This window comes from Streptomyces sp. NPDC107562 (assembly GCF_055657325.1).
Map to the genome: position 1 here is coordinate 584,965 of NZ_JBVKBE010000003.1, position 17,144 is coordinate 602,108.

Sequence of the window (17,144 nt, forward strand, 5' to 3'; positions counted from 1 at the left end):
CCTCTACGCCGTGCTCTACGGGCGTAGAGGCGCTGACGCCCGTCGAAGGAGCAGCTCATGGCGAACGTCGTCCGTGCCGCTCTGGTCCAGGCAACCTGGACCGGCGACACCGAGTCCATGGTGGCGAAACACGAGGAGCACGCCCGCGAGGCGGCCCGGCAGGGCGCCAAGGTCATCGGGTTCCAGGAGGTCTTCAACGCCCCCTACTTCTGCCAGGTCCAGGAGGCCGAGCACTACCGCTGGGCGGAGCCGGTGCCCGACGGACCGACCGTGCGCCGTATGCGGGACCTGGCACGCGAGACCGGCATGGTCGTCGTCGTCCCGGTGTTCGAGGTCGAGCAGTCCGGCTTCTACTACAACACCGCGGCGGTGATCGACGCCGACGGCTCCTACCTCGGCAAGTACCGCAAGCACCACATCCCGCAGGTGAAGGGCTTCTGGGAGAAGTACTACTTCAAGCCCGGCAACCTCGGCTGGCCCGTCTTCGAGACCGCCGTGGGGAAGGTGGGCGTCTACATCTGCTACGACCGCCACTTCCCGGAGGGCTGGCGCCAACTCGGCCTGAACGGCGCCCAGCTGGTGTACAACCCGTCCGCCACGCACCGCGGACTCTCCTCCTATCTGTGGCGGCTGGAGCAGCCCGCCGCCGCCGTCGCCAACGAGTACTTCGTCGCCGCCATCAACCGGGTCGGCGTCGAGGAGTACGGCGACAACGACTTCTACGGAACGAGCTACTTCGTCGACCCGCGCGGGCAGTTCGTGGGGGAGGTCGCCGACGACAAGAGCGAGGAACTCGTGGTGCGCGACCTCGACTTCGACCTCATCGAAGAGGTGCGGCAGCAGTGGGCCTTCTACCGCGACCGCCGCCCCGACGCCTACGAAGGGCTGGTGCAACCGTGACCAAGGACCTGCTCGGACGCCACCGTGCCGTGCTCCCCGACTGGCTCGCGCTCTACTACGACGAGCCGATCGAGATCACCCACGGCGAGGGCCGGCACGTCTGGGACTCCGCCGGGAACCGCTATCTCGACTTCTTCGGCGGCATCCTGACCACGATGACCGCGCACGCCCTGCCGGAGGTCACCAAGGCGGTGAGCGAGCAGGCCGGGCGGATCATCCACTCCTCCACGCTGTACCTCAACCGTCCGATGGTCGAACTCGCCGAGCGCATCGCGCAGTTGAGCGGCATCCCGGACGCGCGGGTCTTCTTCACCACCTCCGGGACGGAGGCCAACGACACGGCCCTGATGCTGGCCACGACGTATCGCCGCAGCAACACGATCCTGGCGATGCGCAACAGCTACCACGGCCGTTCCTTCAGCGCCGTCGGCATCACCGGCAACCGCGGCTGGTCCCCCACCTCGCTCTCGCCGCTCCAGACGCTGTACGTGCACGGTGGCGTGCGCACCCGCGGTCCGTACGCCGATCTGAGCGACGACGAGTTCATCGCCGCCTGCGTCGAGGACCTGACCGACCTGCTCGGCCACACCCGGCCGCCCGCCGCGCTGATCGCCGAGCCCGTCCAGGGCGTCGGCGGCTTCACCGCCCCGCCGGACGGGCTGTACGCGGCCTTCCGCGACGTGCTCCAGGAACGCGGGATCCTCTGGATCGCCGACGAGGTGCAGACCGGCTGGGGCCGCACCGGCGAGCACTTCTGGGGCTGGCAGGCGCACGGCCGCAGCGGGCCGCCTGACATGCTCACCTTCGCCAAGGGCATCGGCAACGGCATGTCCATCGGCGGGGTCGTCGCCCGCGCCGAGATCATGAACTGCCTCGACGCCAACAGCATCTCCACCTTCGGCGGCACCCAGATCACCATGGCGGCCGGACTCGCCAACCTCACCTATCTGCTGGAGCACGACCTCCAGGGCAACGCCCGGCGGGTCGGCGGGCTGCTGATCGAGCGGTTGCGGGCCGTCGCCGCGCAGGTGCCGGCGGTGCGGGAGGTGCGCGGACGCGGGCTGATGATCGGTGTCGAGATCACCCGGCCGGGCACCGACCAGGCCGATCCGCAAGCGGCCTCGGCCGTGCTGGAGGCGGCCCGCGAGGGCGGGCTGCTCATCGGCAAGGGCGGCGGGCACAACACCAGCGCCCTGCGCATCGCCCCACCGCTGTCCCTGACCGTCGCGGAGGCCGAGGAGGGCGCCGCCGTCCTCGAACGCGCCCTGAGGAGCATCGGCTAGTGCCGCGTCGGTCAGGGTCTGCCCGACGGGGCGAACTCTGGCTGACGCGGCAACAGCACCGAGCGAGGCAAGGGAACGCCACCATGACCACCACCCCGGAGTCCTGGGAGCCCCTCCAACCGGCCCTGTCGGTCCGCCAGATCCTCATGCTGGAGCGGGTGCTCGCCGGAGAGCCCGAAGTGGTGGCCGGCGCGCACCGGCTGGACCGGCCGGTGCGCTGGGTGCACGTCGCCGAGGCCGCCGACGTCGGCGTCATGCTCAGCGGCGGCGAGATGGTCCTCACCACCGGCGTCCTGCTCGCAGGTGACCCCGACAAGCAGGCCGACTACGTGCGCTCGCTGCACCGGGCGGAGGCCGCGGCCGTCGTGCTGGGTCTGGGCCGTGCCTTCCCCGCCGCGCCGGACGCGATGCGGCGGGTCGCCGAGCGGTGCGGCCTGCCCCTGGTCGTGCTGCACCGCCCCTTCCCCTTCGCCCAACTGACGGAGGAGGTCCAATCCCGTCTGGTGCGGCGCAAGTTCGCGGCGGTCAGCCTCTCCGAGGCGGTACGGACCGAACTCACCGCGCTGATCACCTCCGGCGCCCCGCTGCGGCGCCTGCTCGACGAGGTGGCCCGGCACAGCGCCTGCCCCGTCGTCCTGACCAACCTCGCCCACCGCGTCCTCGCCACGGCGGGGGAGCGGCCGGCCGTCGACGACGTGCTGCGCGACTGGGAGCGCATCGCCCGCCAGGCCGGCGGCACCGAGGGCGACGGCTGGATCCGGGCCGAGCTGGGCGGCCGCGGCGAGCGGTGGGGGCGGATCGTGCTGTGCGGCTACCGGGGCGACACCGCCACCGGGCGGCTGCTCGCCGACCGGGCCGCCGAGGCCATCGTGCTGCACCGCCTGCTCGGCGGCTCCTCGGGCAACTGGGAGGAACAGTCGGCGCAGAGTCTGCTGACGGACCTGATCACCGGTGTCGTACCGGCACGGCAACTGCTGCCCAGGGCGCGCGCGGCCGGACTGCCCGTCAACCGGCGCACCTTCGTCCCGCTGGTCGTGCGCGACAGGGAACCCGGCCGGCTCGACCGGGTGATGCGCCTGCTGGGGCTGCCCGGCCTCGCCGCCGAACTCGCCGACGGAGCGACCGCCGTGCTGCTCAGTCTGGCCCGGGACCAGGACGCCGAGGCGCTGACAGCCCACTTCGCGGCCCGGCTGCGCGCCACGACGCGCACCGTCGTGGCCGCCGCGGATCCGCGCGCCGCGTGGGAAGACGTCCCGGCCGGTCTGCGCGAGGCCCAGCACGTGGCCGACGCCGTCGCCGACTCCTCGTCCGCCCTCGACCTCCCGGACGTCGTCCGCCTCAAGGACGTCCATCTGCGGGGCCTGATCCGGCTGTTGCGCGACGATCCGCAGGTGCAGTCCTTCGCCGAGCGGGAGCTGGACGGGCTGCTGTGCGGGCGGGACGGCGAGGCGGGGGCCCTGCTCGCCGTGCTGCGCACCTATCTCGCCACCGGCCGCAACAAGTCCAGGACGGCCCAGCTCCACCATGTCTCCCGGCCCGCGCTCTACCGCCGACTGGAGGCGATACAGACCCGCCTCGGGGTCGACCTCGACGACTTCGAGCAGGCCGCGTCGGTGCACATCGCGCTCCTCGCGCACGACGCGCAACAGGGGTGAAACATGCGACGACCTGCGAATACGGCGGTGAAACATGAGCCTGCGCAAGGGTGACACGGTGGCACGCCGCGGCCGCGCAGACGTGACACGGTGCAACTCAACGACGCCGTACGGACTTCCTAGGCTCACCGCACACCGAGCTACCGGAGCGACCGGAGGTCCCGATGAGCCGAGTGATCCGCGCCGCCGTCTTCCAGACGTCCTGGACCGGCGACAAGGAGTCGATGATCCAGGTGCACGAGCAGGCGGCGCGCGACGCCGCCGCGCAGGGTGCCCAGGTCCTGTGCTTCCAGGAGCTGTTCTACGGACCCTACTTCTGCCAGGTGCAGGACCCGGCCTTCTACGAGTACGCCGAGCGGATCCCGCAGGGGCCGATCGTCGGGCGGTTCCAGGCGCTCGCCCGCGAGCTGGGCATCGTCCTCGTGCTGCCGATGTACGAGGAGGAACAGCCCGGCGTCCTGTACAACACCGCCGCGGTGATCGACGCCGACGGCTCCTACCTCGGCAAGTACCGCAAGACGCACATCCCGCAGGTGCGCGGCTTCTGGGAGAAGTTCTACTTCCGGCCCGGCAACAGCGGCTGGCCCGTCTTCGACACGGCGGTCGGCAAGGTGGGCGTCTACATCTGCTACGACCGGCACTTCCCCGAGGGCTGGCGGGCGCTCGGCCTCGCGGGCGCCGAGATCGTCTTCAACCCCTCGGCGACCTCGCGCGGACTCTCCGGCTACCTGTGGCAGTTGGAGCAGCCGGCGGCCGCCGTCGCCAACGAGTACTTCGTCGGCGCCATCAACCGGGTCGGCGTCGAGGAGTACGGCGACAACGACTTCTACGGCACCTCGTACTTCGTCGACCCGCAGGCCCAGTTCGTGGGGGAGGTCGCGAGCGACAAGGAGAGCGAACTCGTCGTCCGGGACCTGGACATGGCGAGGCTGCGCGAAGTGCGGGACCGCTGGCAGTTCTACCGCGACCGGGCGCCGGGGGCCTACACGCCGCTGACTGCGCCCTGACAGCACTCACCACGGCAGGAGAGGGAGCATGAGCCGTACCGTGATCCGCGGTGGCCTCGTCATCACCGCGTCCGACGAGATGCACGCCGACGTCCTGATCGAGGACGGCCGAATCGCCGCCCTCGCCGCCTCCGGCACCCCGGCCGCCGAGGCCTGGACGGCCGAGACGGTGATCGACGCCTCCGGCAAGTACGTCATCCCGGGCGGCGTCGACGCCCACACCCACATGGAGCTGCCCTTCGGCGGCACCTTCGCCTCCGACACCTTCGAGACCGGCACCCGGGCCGCCGCCTGGGGCGGCACCACGACGATCGTCGACTTCGCGGTGCAGAGCGTCGGCCACAGCCTGCGCGAGGGCCTGGACGCCTGGCACGCCAAGGCCGAGGGCAACTGCGCGATCGACTACGGCTTCCACATGATCGTCTCCGATGTGCACGACGAGACGCTCAAGGAGATGGACCTGCTGGTGGAGGAAGGGGTGACCTCCTTCAAGCAGTTCATGGCCTACCCCGGCGTCTTCTACAGCGACGACGGCCAGATCCTGCGCGCCATGCAGCGCTCCGCCGACAACGGCGGACTGATCATGATGCACGCCGAGAACGGCATCGCCATCGACGTCCTGGTCGAACAGGCGCTGGCCCGCGGGGAGACCGACCCCCGGTACCACGGCGAGGTGCGCAAGGCGCTGCTGGAGGCCGAGGCCACCCACCGCGCCATCCGGCTCGCCCAGGTCGCGGGCGCGCCCCTGTACGTCGTGCACGTCTCGGCGACGGAAGCGGTCGCCGAGCTGGCGAAGGCGCGCGACGAGGGGCTCCCCGTGTTCGGGGAGACCTGCCCGCAGTACCTGTTCCTGTCCACCGACAACCTCGCCGAGCCTGGCTTCGAGGGCGCGAAGTACGTCTGCTCCACGCCGCTGCGGCCCCGCGAGCACCAGGCGGCCCTGTGGCGGGGGCTGCGCACCGACGACCTCCAGGTGGTCTCCACCGACCACTGCCCGTTCTGCTTCGTCGGGCAGAAGGAGCTCGGCCGCGGCGACTTCTCCAAGATCCCCAACGGGCTGCCGGGCGTGGAGAACCGGATGGACCTGCTCCACCAGGCCGTCCTCGACGGACACCTCACACGCCGGCGGTGGATCGAGATCGCCTGCGCCGCCCCGGCCCGGATGTTCGGCATGTACCCGAAGAAGGGCACCATCGCGCCCGGCGCCGACGCCGACGTCGTCATCTACGACCCGAACGCCGAGCAGGTGATGTCCGCCGAGACGCACCACATGAACGTCGACTACTCGGCGTACGAGGGCAAGCGGGTCACCGGCCGGGTCGAGACCGTGCTCTCCCGCGGCGTCCCCGTCATCACCGAGCGGGAGTACACCGGGCACGCCGGGCACGGCCTCTTCACCCCCCGCTCCACCTGTCAGTACCTCACCTAGGAGCGCAGCCCATGGAATTCGGACTCGTGCTGCAGACCGACCCGCCGGCCTCGCGGGTGGTCTCCCTGATGAAGCGCGCCGAGCGCAACGGATTCACCTACGGCTGGACCTTCGACTCGGCCGTGCTCTGGCAGGAACCGTTCGTGATCTACAGCCAGATCCTGGCCAACACCACGAAGCTGACGGTCGGCCCGATGGTCACCAACCCGGGCACCCGCACCTGGGAGGTCACCGCCTCCACCTTCGCCACCCTCAACGACATGTTCGGCAACCGCACGGTGTGCGGCATCGGACGGGGCGACTCGGCGATGCGGGTGGCCGGCCGCAAGCCCAACACGCTCGCCCGGATCAGCGAGGCGATGAAGGTCATCCGGGAACTGGGCAGCGGCCGCCAGGCCGACCTGGGCGGTACGGTGATCCGCTTCCCGTGGATCAAGCCGGACGCCCGGCTGCCCGTCTGGATGGCCGCGTACGGGCCCAAGGCGCTGAAGATGACGGGCGAGGAGGCCGACGGCTTCATCCTCCAGCTCGCCGATCTGTATCTCACCGAGTACATGGTCAAGGCCGTCAAGGACGCGGCCGTCGCCGCCGGGCGCGATCCCGACGAGGTGACGATCTGCGTGGCCGCCCCCGCCTACGTCACCGAGGACGACTCGCCCGAGGCGCTCGCCCACGCGCGCGACCAGTGCCGCTGGTTCGGCGGGATGGTCGGCAACCACGTCGCCGACCTGGTCGCCAAGTACGGCGAGCACTCCGCCGCCGTCCCGGGTGAACTCACCGACTACATCAAGGCCCGCGAGGGCTACGACTACTCCCACCACGGGCGCAGCGGAAACCCCGACACCCGGTTCGTGCCCGACGAGATCGTCGACCGGTTCTGCCTCGTCGGGCCGGTCGAGAAGCACATCGAGAAACTCCACGCGCTGCGCGAGCTGGGCGTCGACCAGTTCGCGGTGTACGACATGCACGACGCCCAGGAAGCGGTGATCGACGCGTACGGCGCGCAGGTCATCCCCGCGGTCCGCTCCTGACCGCAGCACCCCGACCGACCCTCCCGACCCCCCACACCTAGCCTCCCTCCCCGCCGTCCCGGGGAGGGGGCCCAAGGCCCCCGCACGGCCTCTCCCGTCCCACCTTGTCGATTGGCCTGCCATGACCGATACAGTCCCCACGGGGTCGCCCACCGCCCAGCGCACCGACGCCGACGGCCGGATAGAACTGGCCCCCGAGGCCTTCCCCACCGACAGCCCCTTCGCCAACGAGGACCTGCGTCCCGTCCCGGTGGCCGAGCGCAAGTGGACCACGTACAACTTCGCGGCGCTGTGGATCTCCATGGCGCACTGCATCCCGAGCTGGACGCTGGCCTCGGGCCTGGTCGCGCTCGGCATGGACTGGAAGCAGGCGGTCTTCACGATCGCCCTGGCCAACGTCATCGTGCTGCTGCCGATGCTGGCCACCGGTCACGCCGGACCCAAGTACGGCATCCCCTTCCCGGTGCTCGCCCGCGCCTCGTTCGGGCTGCGCGGCGCCAACGTCCCGGCGCTGATCCGGGCGGCGGTGGCCTGCGGCTGGTTCGGCATCCAGACCTGGATCGGCGGCAGCGGCATCTTCGCCCTCGGCTCCAAGCTCACCGGCGGCGAGTGGGAGAAGGCCGGCCAGATCGCCGGCAACCCCTGGCCGCTCTGGCTGTGCTTCCTGCTGTTCTGGGCCCTTCAGATCGCCATCATCTATCGCGGTATGGACTTCCTGCGGCACTTCGAGAACTGGGCCGCGCCCTTCGTGATCGTCGGCGCCCTGGTGCTGCTGATCTGGATCGCGGTGAAGGCGGACGGCTTCGGCGAGTTGCTGTCCCAGCCCTCTACGCTCGGCTGGGGCGTGGACTTCTGGCCCGTCTTCTTCCCGTCCCTGATGGGCATGATCGGCTTCTGGGCGACACTGTCGCTCAACATCCCCGACTTCACCCGCTTCGGCGCCAGCCAGCGTGCCCAGACCCGGGGCCAGACGCTGGGGCTGCCGACCACGATGACCCTGTTCGCGATCCTCGCCGTGCTGGTCACCTCCGGCTCCCAGGCGGTCTACGGCGAGGCGATCTGGGACCCGGTCACCCTCGCCGCGAAGGCCGACAACGTCTTCGGCCTGCTCTTCGCGCTGATCACCGTGCTGGTCGCCACCATCTCCGTGAACATCGCGGCGAACGTTGTCTCCCCGGCCTACGACCTGGCCAACCTGGCACCCAAGTTCATCAACTTCCGTACCGGCGCGCTGATCACGGGCGTCGTCGGGATCCTGATCTTCCCGTGGAAGCTGATCTCGACGCCCGAGTTCTACATCTTCACCTGGCTCGGTGTGGTCGGCGGTCTGCTCGGCACCGTCGCGGGCATCCTGATCGCCGACTACTGGATCGTCCGGCGTACGGTCCTGCACCTGGCGGACCTGTACACGCCGGGCGGACGGTACTGGTACGCGGGCGGCTGGAACTGGCGGGCCCTGGTCGCCTTCGGGGTCGGCGGCCTGCTCGCCGTCGGCGGCTCGTACTCGACGGTGAACGCGGACGGGGTGCGGTCCGGACCCTTCCCGGCGGACGGGCTGATCCCGTTCCTCAAGCCGCTCGCCGACTACGGCTGGGCGGTGGGCCTCGCGGCCTCCCTGCTGCTCTACGTGGCGCTGATGCTGCCGCGTGAGCGGGCGCTCGCGGCCGAGTGAGACCGGGCGTCGCGGCTGGAGGGCGGCCGGTGGCTACCGGCCGCCCTCCAGCGCCGCCACCGCCTCCTTGGCCGCCTTGATGGCGCCCTTGTTCATCTCGTCCGAGCTGGGCGCGTCCTTCGACTCGAAGTCCGAGCCGTTGTAGGTGACGACCACCAGCGCGTTGGACGCGCGCACGACCACCATGGCCTCGCGCGTCTTCTGGTCGTCCTCGGTGGTGAGGTTGACGACCGAGTAGGCCGCCTCGCCCGTGCCGGGGACCTCGCCGCCGCCGCTCTTCTCCTTGACCCGCGAGTCGTACTGCTTCTCCGCCTTCTCGTCCGACTCGCTGATCTCGAAGGAGACGTCGAGCCAGCGGTAGTCGAACCCCTTGAGGGCGTTCCAGGAGCAGGTGCGGCGCACCGCCTTGTCCGTCGAGGAGATCTCCTTGCCGGCCGTCTTGGCGCCGGGCACGAGGGAGGTGATCGTCTTCTGGGCCAGGCCGGAGCACGGCGCGGGGGCGGCGGTGTACGTCTTCGGCGCGGTCGTCGAGGACGGCGCCGAGGCGGACTGGGTCCCGGTCCGGTCCGTCTCCTTGGCCTGGGCGGCGGGGGCACTGGGCTCCGGGGAGCTGAGCGCCCAGCCCGCGCAGGCGAGCACGACGACCGGCGTCAGACGCGCGGTGAGAGCGAGCGGCAGAGGAAGAGAACGCACGACGCACTTCTCGTGGGGGATGGTGCGGAGGTGGTCCGCACTGCGGACGGGACGCCAGTGTCACACGACTCACTGTGGTGCGGAAGTGCCAACTCGCTCCGTGCCTGCGCGGTAACTGAGCCTGACCGCCGACGCGTTGTGTGTCCGGTTATGTCCCCGTGATCGCCGGGGAGCGGGTGCCGGAGCCGCCGCGGGGGAGCCCGCACGGCACGGGTCAGGACGCCACGACGGCCGCGCGCTCGCGGGCACTGCGGACCGCTTCGCTCAGACTCGCGAGGTCGTACGGCCCGCGATGCAGACGGCCGTTGACGAAGAAGGTCGGTGTGCCGGCCACGCCACTGAGGTCGGCCGACTCGACGTCCTCGGCCACCCGGGCGAGTGCCGCGGGCGAGCGCAGGTCCCGCTGGAAGCGCTCCGTGTCCAGCCCGAGATCCTCGGCGTGGCGCAGCAGCTCCGCCAGGCGCAGCTCGCCCTGGTGGGCCAGGAGGGCGTCGTGCATCGGCCAGAAGGCGCCCTGCCCGGCCGCCGCCTCCGCCGCCTGGGCCGCGAGCTGGGCGTGAGGATGGACGTCGCCCAGCGGAAGGTGGCGCCAGACGTAGCCGACGTCCCCGGCGTCGGCGAGCAGCCGGCGCATCACCGGCTCCGCCCGGCCGCAGTAGGGGCACTCGAAGTCACCGTATTCGACCACCGTGACCGAGGCGGTGCGCGGGCCCCGGACGTGGTCCCGCTCCCGGTCCACCGGCAGGGCGAGGTCGACGATGCCCTCCGCTCTGCCCAGCAGGGCCCGGGCACGGGTGGTCCCGGGCAGCGCGTGCACCACCGTGGTGATCGCCCAGGTGAGCGCGAAGGACAGCGGCACGGACGCGAGGATGCCCACCTTGGCCTGCATCAGGTCCTCGCCGTCGAGGGCGAGGGTGGCGATGAGCAGGGAGACCGTGAAGCCCACGCCCGCCGCGCTGCCGCCGGCGAGGACCGCGCCCCAGCCGATCTGCGGGCGCAGCCGTCCCCGGCTCAGCCAGGTCGTCAGCAGCTCCGCGAGGGTGATGCCCAGGGGCTTGCCCAGCAGGAAGGCGACGAGAACGCCGAGGGTGATCGGTGAGGTGAGACTCGCGGCGAGGCCGCTGGAGGTCACATGGACACCGGCGTTGGCGAGGGCGAAGACGGGGACGACCAGGTAGCTGGTGAAGGGGTGGTAGCGCTGCTGGAGGCGCTCGTTGGGAGAGATCGCGGCCTGCAGCCCCTGACGCAGGGAGCGTTCCAGTTCCGGCGTGGGCTGCTCCCGGAAGAGCCGGAAGAGCCCACTGGCGCGCTCCAGGTCCGAACGCGTGGCGGGGTAGGCGTAGGTGATCAGACCGAAGGCGAGACCGGTGACGACCGGGTCGACTCCCGAGCGCAGCAGCGCCCCCCACACACCGACGGCGAGGGCGGCGTGGACGGCGCCGTGGCGGACGTGGAGCCTGCTCAGGACGAGCGCCACCAGGAAGAGCACCAGGGCGACCAGGAGCGCCGGCCAGGACAGAGTGCCGCTGTGGACGACGGCGATGACCGCCAGGGCGACGAAGTCGTCGACGACGGACGCCGTCAGCAGGAAGGAGCGCAGGGCCCGGGGCAGCCGGCCGCCCAGGAGCGCGAGGGTGCCCAGGGCGAACGCGGTGTCGGTCGACATCGCCGCCCCCCACCCGCCGGCGGCGCCGTGCCCCGCGGTGAACGCCAGGTAGAGCGAGACCGGAACGGCCATCCCGGCGATCCCGGCGGCCAGCGGAAGCGCGATGCGTCGGCGGTCGCGCAGCTCGCCCATGTCGAACTCGCGGCGCGCCTCCAGACCGATGACGAAGAAGAAGAGCGCCATGAGGCCGCTGTTGACCCACTCGCGCAGCCCCATGTCGACGCCGGCGGAGCCGGCGCGGACCGACAGCACCGTCGTCCAGGCGGCCTCGTAGCCGCCCGGGGCGAGGTTGGCCCACACCAGGGCGGCGAGCGCCGCGGCCGCCAGGACCAGGGCGCTGCCGGTCTCGGTGCGCAGGAAGTCCCGCAAGGGGGTGCGCGACGTCTCGGAGCGGACGGTCTGTCCGCCGCCCGGCGGTCCGGCGCCGGGTGTGCCGGTGTTCATCGTCCGCGCTCGCGGGCGGGTACGGCGGTCCGCCCCGGCCGCGTGACGTGCCCGGCCGTCACGGGAAGCGAGGCCCCGGTCGTGCGCCGGCCGGCCGCTGGGCAGCATTCATGTTCCGACGTTACGTGGTGACCGCGCACCCCGCCTCGTGAGCCGGACCCGGTCCCGCGCCGTCCGGGAGGCGGGGGAGTGGACGCGCGAGGCGGTGGATAGCCTGCGGGCAGAGCGCGGGGAGGCGGGTGCGTGGCCCGGACTCCCCGGTTGTCCCCGAGCCGATCGTGCGGGCCGACCCCTTCGGCCGACGCACGCGAACGAGCAAGGTGAAAGGCCGCATGTTCACCACCCGTCCCACCCTCCAGGGCACCTTCGGCATGGTGTCGTCCACCCACTGGCTCGCCTCGCAGTGCGCGATGGCCGTGCTGGAGGACGACGGCAACGCCTACGACGCGGCCGTCGCCGGGGCGTTCGTGCTGCATGTCGTCGAGCCGCACCTCAACGGGCCCGCCGGCGAGGTGCCCATCCTGCTCGCGCCCGCCGGTGGCCAGGTGCGGGTGCTGTGCGGACAGGGCGTGGCGCCCGCCGGGGCGAGCGTCGCCCACTACCGGGGGCTCGGCCTCGACCTCGTCCCCGGCACCGGGCCCCTGGCCGCAGCCGTCCCGGGCGCCTTCGACGCGTGGATGCTGCTGCTGCGCGACCACGGCACGAAGCCGCTCGCCGAGGTGCTGAAGTACGCCATCGGGTACGCGGAGCACGGACACGCGCCCGTGGAGCGCGTCGGCGAGACCGTCGAGACCGTGCGCGAGCTGTTCGAGACGGAGTGGACCTCGTCGGCGGAGGTGTACCTGCCGGGCGGCAGGGCCCCGCGCCCCGGCGAACTGCTGCGCAACCCCGCGCTGGCCGCCACCTGGAGGCGCCTGCTCGCGGAGGTCGCCGGGGCGGGGGACCGGGAGGCGCAGATCGAGGCGGCCCGTGAGGTGTGGCGCACCGGATTCGTCGCCGAGGCCCTGACCCGTCAGGCGGGCCGCCCCACGCTGGACACCAGCGGCGAGCGCCACACCGGCACGCTCACGGCGGCCGACCTCGCCGGCTGGTCCGCTGCCTACGAGGCGCCGGCGACCTACGACTGGAACGGCTGGACCCTGTGCAAGGCCGGCCCCTGGAGCCAGGGCCCCGTGCTGCTCCAGCAGCTCGCGCTGCTGCCGCCCGAGCTGCCCGCCTACGGCTCCCCGGACTACGTCCACCTGCTGATCGAGGGCTCCAAGCTGGCCATGGCCGACCGTGAGGCCTGGTACGGCGACGCGGCCGACGTGCCGCTCGACGACCTGCTGTCGGCGCCCTACAACGCGCTGCGGCGCTCACTGGTCGGCGACCGGGCCTCGCACGAGCTGCGGCCCGGGAGCCCCGGCGGGCGCGCGCCCCGGCTGTCCGCCCAGGCGCACGTGGTGGCGGGCGAGGAGCCCGGGTTCAGCCCGATGGGGGTGGGAGAACCCACCGTCGCCAAGGGCCCGGCCTCCCCGGTCCCCGGCGAACCCGACGTCCACGCCGACGGCGGCACCCGGGGCGACACCTGCCATCTGGACGTCGTCGACCGGTGGGGCAACATGGTCGCCGCCACCCCCAGCGGCGGCTGGCTCCAGTCCAACCCCGTCGTGCCCGAGCTGGGCTTCCCGCTGGGCACGCGCCTGCAGATGACCTGGCTGGAGGAGGGGCTGCCGAACTCGCTCACACCGGGACGCCGCCCGCGGACCACGCTCACGCCGTCGATCGCGCTGCGTGAGGGGGTGCCGGTGATGGCCTTCGGCACGCCCGGCGGGGACCAGCAGGACCAGTGGCAGCTGCACTTCTTCCTGGCGGTCGCCCTGCGCGGCACGGTCCGCGGCGGACTCGACCTCCAGGGTGCCATCGATGCTCCGAACTGGCACCAGGACAGCTTCCCCGGTTCGTTCTACCCGCGCGGGATGCGCCCGGGAAGCGTGACGGTCGAGGGGCGGACGGACCCCCGGGTCGTCGAGGAGCTGCGGCGGCGCGGGCACGACGTCACGGTGGGTGACGACTGGTCGGAGGGCCGGCTGTGCGCGGTGGCGCGGGACCCGCGCACGGGCGTGCTGTCGGCGGCGGCGAACCCGCGGGGGATGCAGGGGTACGCGGTCGGTCGCTGACCTGCGGCTCGGGCTTCGGACCGGGGCACCGGCCGCGGCACCGGCCCGGGGCGATCGGGACGGCGGGCGTCGGGAGTTCATCCCGATTCCACCCGGAGTGCACCGGCGGGGCGGGGATTGTCAGCGCCACGTGCTCTCATGGAGGCATGTTCGAAGACAAGGAAACCATCGAGGAGTTTCTCGCACGGCACGCGGCCGACGTCGAGGAAGCGGTGCGCAAGGCCGCGGCCGCCGAGATCATGCCCCGCTTCCGGCAGCTTGCCGCGCACGAGATCGACCAGAAGAGCGGCCCGCACGACCTGGTGACCGACGCCGACCGGCTGGCCGAGCGGCACCTCACCGAGGCGCTCGGCGCCCTGCTGCCCGGCTCCGCCGTGGTCGGCGAGGAGGCGGTGCACGCCAACCCCGCCTCGTACGAGGCGATCCGCGGCGAGGCCCCGGTCTGGATCATCGACCCCGTCGACGGCACCCGGCAGTTCGTGGCCGGCGACGAGGGCTTCTGCACGCTGGTCGCGCTGGCGCACCACGGCGTCGTGCTGGCCTCGTGGACGTACGCGGCCGCCCGGGACCAGCTGGCCACGGCCGTGCGGGGCCAGGGCGCCTTCCTCGACGGCGAGCGGCTGTTCGCGGGCCCGCCCACCCCGGGCCGTGACCTGCGGATCGCCACCTCCCACCCGGACTACACGAGCGACGAGGAGAAGCGTGCGCTGCTCGGCCTGTGGACGGACGGCGTCGCCCCGCGCGAGTGCGGTTCGGCAGGCCTGGAGTATCTCGCCGTCGCCCGGGGCGAGTCGGACGCGACGGCGTTCTCCTGGGAGGCCGCCTGGGACCACGCGGCGGGCCTGCTGCTGGTCGAGGAGGCCGGTGGCGCCCACCTGACGCGCGCGGGGGAGCCGTTCCGCATCACCGGGGGCAACACCCTGCCCTTCACCGCGGCCCGCGACGCGGCCACGGCCCGCCGGGTGGTCGCGCTGCTGTCGTCGGCGGTCTGAGCGGCCCCTTCCCACGCCCCTGCCGCTCCTCACAGGGCGTACGGCGGCAGGGCCGCACCCCCGTCGCGGGGGTGTGACAGTCCCCCGGCATATCCTGATCCTGAGTGGCCATCGGCTGACGAAGGAGTCCGAAGGTGCCGTCGATGCTCGATGCGGTCGTGGTGGGTGCGGGGCCGAACGGACTGACGGCCGCCGTGGAGCTGGCCCGCCGCGGCTTCTCCGTGGCGGTGTTCGAGGCGCGGGACACGGTCGGCGGGGGTGCGCGCACCGAGGAGCTCACACTCCCCGGCTTCCGTCACGATCCGTGTTCGGCCGCCCATCCCCTCGGCATCAACTCCCCGGCGTTCCGCGCGCTCCCGCTGGACCGCTACGGCCTTCAGTGGTTGCACGCCGAACTGCCCATGGCGCACCCCCTGCCCGACGGCACCGCGGCGGTCCTGTCCCGCTCGGTCGGTGAGACGGCGGCCTCCCTCGGCCCGCGCGACGCGGGGGCGTACCGCAGGCTGGTGGAGCCCTTCCTGCCCCACTGGGACACGCTCGCCCGCGACTTCATGTCCCTGCCGCTGACCGCGCTGCCCCGGGACCCGGTGACCCTCGCCCGCTTCGGCCTGGTCGGCCTGCCGCCGTCCACCTGGCTGACCCGCCGCTTCCGCGACGAACCCGCCAAGGCCCTCTTCGCCGGGCTCGTCGCCCATGTGATGGCCCCGCTCACCGGCCTCGCCACCGGCGCGATCGGCCTGGTCTTCGCCCTCGCCGCGCACGCCCGGGGCTGGCCCGTGGCGCGTGGCGGCTCCCAGTCCATCTCGGACGCGCTGGCCGCGTACCTGAAGGACCTCGGCGGCGCGATCCACACGGACTACGAGGTCAAGCGCCTGGACGACCTGCCGCCCGCGCGGGCCTACGTCTTCGACACCTCGCCGACGGCCCTGGCCCGCATCGCCGGTTTCGGCCGCTACTACGAGGGGTACCGGTACGGCCCCGGCGTCTTCAAGCTCGACTACGCGCTGGACGGCCCGGTGCCGTGGACCGCCGAGGAGCCCCGCAGGGCCGGCACCGTGCAGATCGGCGGCAGCAGCGCCGAGATCGGCACCGCCCTGCGTGACGCGTCCCGTCTCGGCCGGGCGCCCGAACGGCCGTTCCTGATCACCGTGCAGCCCGGCGTCGCCGACCCCACCCGGGCCCCCGAGGGCAAGCAGGTCTTCTGGGCCTACGGCCATGTCCCCAGCGGCTGGACCGGCGACCTCACCGACGCCGTCGAGCGCCAACTGGAGCGCTTCGCCCCCGGGTTCCGCGACCGTGTCCTCGCCCGTGCCACCGCCGGACCGCCCGAACTGGCCGCCCGCAACGCCAACTACGTCGGCGGCGACATCGCCTCCGGCGCGTTCAGCGGACTGCAGAGCCTGTTGCGGCCCAAAGCGTCCCTGTTCCCGTACAGCACCCCGCACCCGGCCGTGTACCTCTGCTCGTCGGCCACCCCGCCGGGGCCGGGCGTGCACGGCATGTCGGGACACAACGCGGCGAAGGCCGTGTGGAGGAGGCTGAGACAGACATGACCCCTCACATCACGCTCGTCCAGGGCGACATCACCCGCCAGAGCGCCGACGCCATCGTCAACGCCGCCAACTCCTCGCTGCTGGGTGGCGGAGGTGTGGACGGCGCGATCCACCGGCGCGGTGGCCCCGCGATCCTGGAGGACTGCCGCAGGCTGCGCGCCTCCTCGCACGGCAAGGGCCTGCCGACGGGCCGGGCGGTGGCCACGACGGCCGGCGATCTCGACGCGCGCTGGGTGATCCACACCGTGGGCCCGGTCCACTCCGCGCAGGAGGACCGCTCCGCCCTGCTGGCCTCCTGCTACCGCGAATCCCTGCGCGTGGCCGATGAGTTGGGCGCGCGTACCGTGGCGTTCCCGGCCGTCTCCGCCGGCATCTACGGCTGGCCGATGGACGACGCCGCACGGATCGCGGTCGAGACCGTGCGGGCCACGGGGACGTCGGTCGAGGAGGTCAGGTTCGTGCTCTTCGACGAGCGGGCGTACGAGGCGTTCGCGGGGCAGGTGGGCTGAGCGGGGGCCGGCATGCCGGGCTCCCTCAGGAACGAACAGGGTCCGACGGGGCAATTGCTCGGTCGTGTGCGAAGTCCTAGGGTGAGCCGGGCGCAGCAGCCGACACCGTCCTCGCGAGCCGCGTCCCGCCACGACGGCAACGGCTGTCCCG

Annotated in this window: 13 protein-coding genes; 11 read left to right on the top strand and 2 right to left on the bottom strand. The window is 72.3% G+C overall.

What is annotated here, in order from left to right:
* Nucleotides 1–57: 57 nt before the first annotated feature.
* The 7 genes from ACZ7LV_RS12825 to ACZ7LV_RS12855 all read left to right on the top strand — a co-directional run bounded on the left by ACZ7LV_RS12825 (nt 58) and on the right by ACZ7LV_RS12855 (nt 8,977).
* The gene (locus tag ACZ7LV_RS12825; protein WP_401665602.1) at nt 58–900 is read left to right on the top strand and encodes a nitrilase-related carbon-nitrogen hydrolase; all 843 of its coding nucleotides are present in this window, start codon (nt 58–60) and stop codon (nt 898–900) included.
* Nucleotides 897–2,183, top strand: coding sequence for an aspartate aminotransferase family protein (locus ACZ7LV_RS12830; protein ID WP_471938656.1), 1,287 nt, complete (start codon nt 897–899; stop codon nt 2,181–2,183). The genes ACZ7LV_RS12825 and ACZ7LV_RS12830 overlap by 4 nt, the downstream gene beginning before the upstream one ends.
* Before the next feature lie 83 nt (nt 2,184–2,266).
* A complete protein-coding gene (locus ACZ7LV_RS12835) occupies nt 2,267–3,838 on the top strand; it encodes a PucR family transcriptional regulator (RefSeq protein WP_471938658.1) in 1,572 nt (523 codons plus the stop codon).
* Nucleotides 3,839–4,002: 164 nt separating this feature from the next.
* A complete protein-coding gene (locus ACZ7LV_RS12840) occupies nt 4,003–4,845 on the top strand; it encodes a nitrilase-related carbon-nitrogen hydrolase (protein ID WP_471938660.1) in 843 nt (280 codons plus the stop codon).
* 28 nt (nt 4,846–4,873) lie between these two features.
* The gene (gene hydA / locus ACZ7LV_RS12845) at nt 4,874–6,274 is read left to right on the top strand and encodes a dihydropyrimidinase (protein WP_471938662.1); all 1,401 of its coding nucleotides are present in this window, start codon (nt 4,874–4,876) and stop codon (nt 6,272–6,274) included.
* A gap of 11 nt (nt 6,275–6,285) precedes the next feature.
* Complete coding sequence (locus ACZ7LV_RS12850) at nt 6,286–7,305, top strand: TIGR03842 family LLM class F420-dependent oxidoreductase (protein WP_471938664.1); 1,020 nt, start codon at nt 6,286–6,288, stop codon at nt 7,303–7,305.
* A 121-nt stretch (nt 7,306–7,426) separates the two neighbouring features.
* The gene (locus ACZ7LV_RS12855) at nt 7,427–8,977 is read left to right on the top strand and encodes an NCS1 family nucleobase:cation symporter-1 (RefSeq protein WP_471938666.1); all 1,551 of its coding nucleotides are present in this window, start codon (nt 7,427–7,429) and stop codon (nt 8,975–8,977) included.
* A 33-nt stretch (nt 8,978–9,010) separates the two neighbouring features.
* Here ACZ7LV_RS12855 and ACZ7LV_RS12860 read toward each other — a convergent pair whose 3' ends face one another.
* Complete coding sequence (locus tag ACZ7LV_RS12860; RefSeq protein WP_471938668.1) at nt 9,011–9,670, bottom strand: hypothetical protein; 660 nt, start codon at nt 9,668–9,670, stop codon at nt 9,011–9,013.
* A gap of 214 nt (nt 9,671–9,884) precedes the next feature.
* Nucleotides 9,885–11,780, bottom strand: a complete 1,896-nt coding sequence (locus ACZ7LV_RS12865) for a Na+/H+ antiporter NhaA (RefSeq protein WP_471938670.1) — start codon at nt 11,778–11,780, stop codon at nt 9,885–9,887.
* A 332-nt stretch (nt 11,781–12,112) separates the two neighbouring features.
* Here ACZ7LV_RS12865 and ACZ7LV_RS12870 point away from each other — a divergent pair, with 332 nt between their 5' ends.
* The 4 genes from ACZ7LV_RS12870 to ACZ7LV_RS12885 all read left to right on the top strand — a co-directional run bounded on the left by ACZ7LV_RS12870 (nt 12,113) and on the right by ACZ7LV_RS12885 (nt 16,993).
* Nucleotides 12,113–13,939 (top strand): gamma-glutamyltransferase family protein, encoded by a 1,827-nt coding sequence (locus ACZ7LV_RS12870; RefSeq protein WP_471938672.1) that lies wholly within the window; start codon nt 12,113–12,115, stop codon nt 13,937–13,939.
* 146 nt (nt 13,940–14,085) lie between these two features.
* Entirely contained in the window at nt 14,086–14,931 is an 846-nt protein-coding gene (locus tag ACZ7LV_RS12875; protein WP_471938674.1) for an inositol monophosphatase family protein, read from the top strand.
* 143 nt (nt 14,932–15,074) lie between these two features.
* Nucleotides 15,075–16,484 carry a phytoene desaturase family protein gene (locus ACZ7LV_RS12880; protein WP_471938676.1) on the top strand — a complete coding sequence of 470 codons (1,410 nt, stop codon included), beginning with the start codon at nt 15,075–15,077 and terminating at the stop codon, nt 16,482–16,484.
* On the top strand, nt 16,481–16,993 hold the full coding sequence (locus ACZ7LV_RS12885; RefSeq protein ID WP_471938678.1) for an O-acetyl-ADP-ribose deacetylase: 513 nt from the start codon (nt 16,481–16,483) through the stop codon (nt 16,991–16,993). Before ACZ7LV_RS12880 ends, ACZ7LV_RS12885 begins: the two co-directional genes overlap by 4 nt.
* Nucleotides 16,994–17,144: the final 151 nt, after the last annotated feature.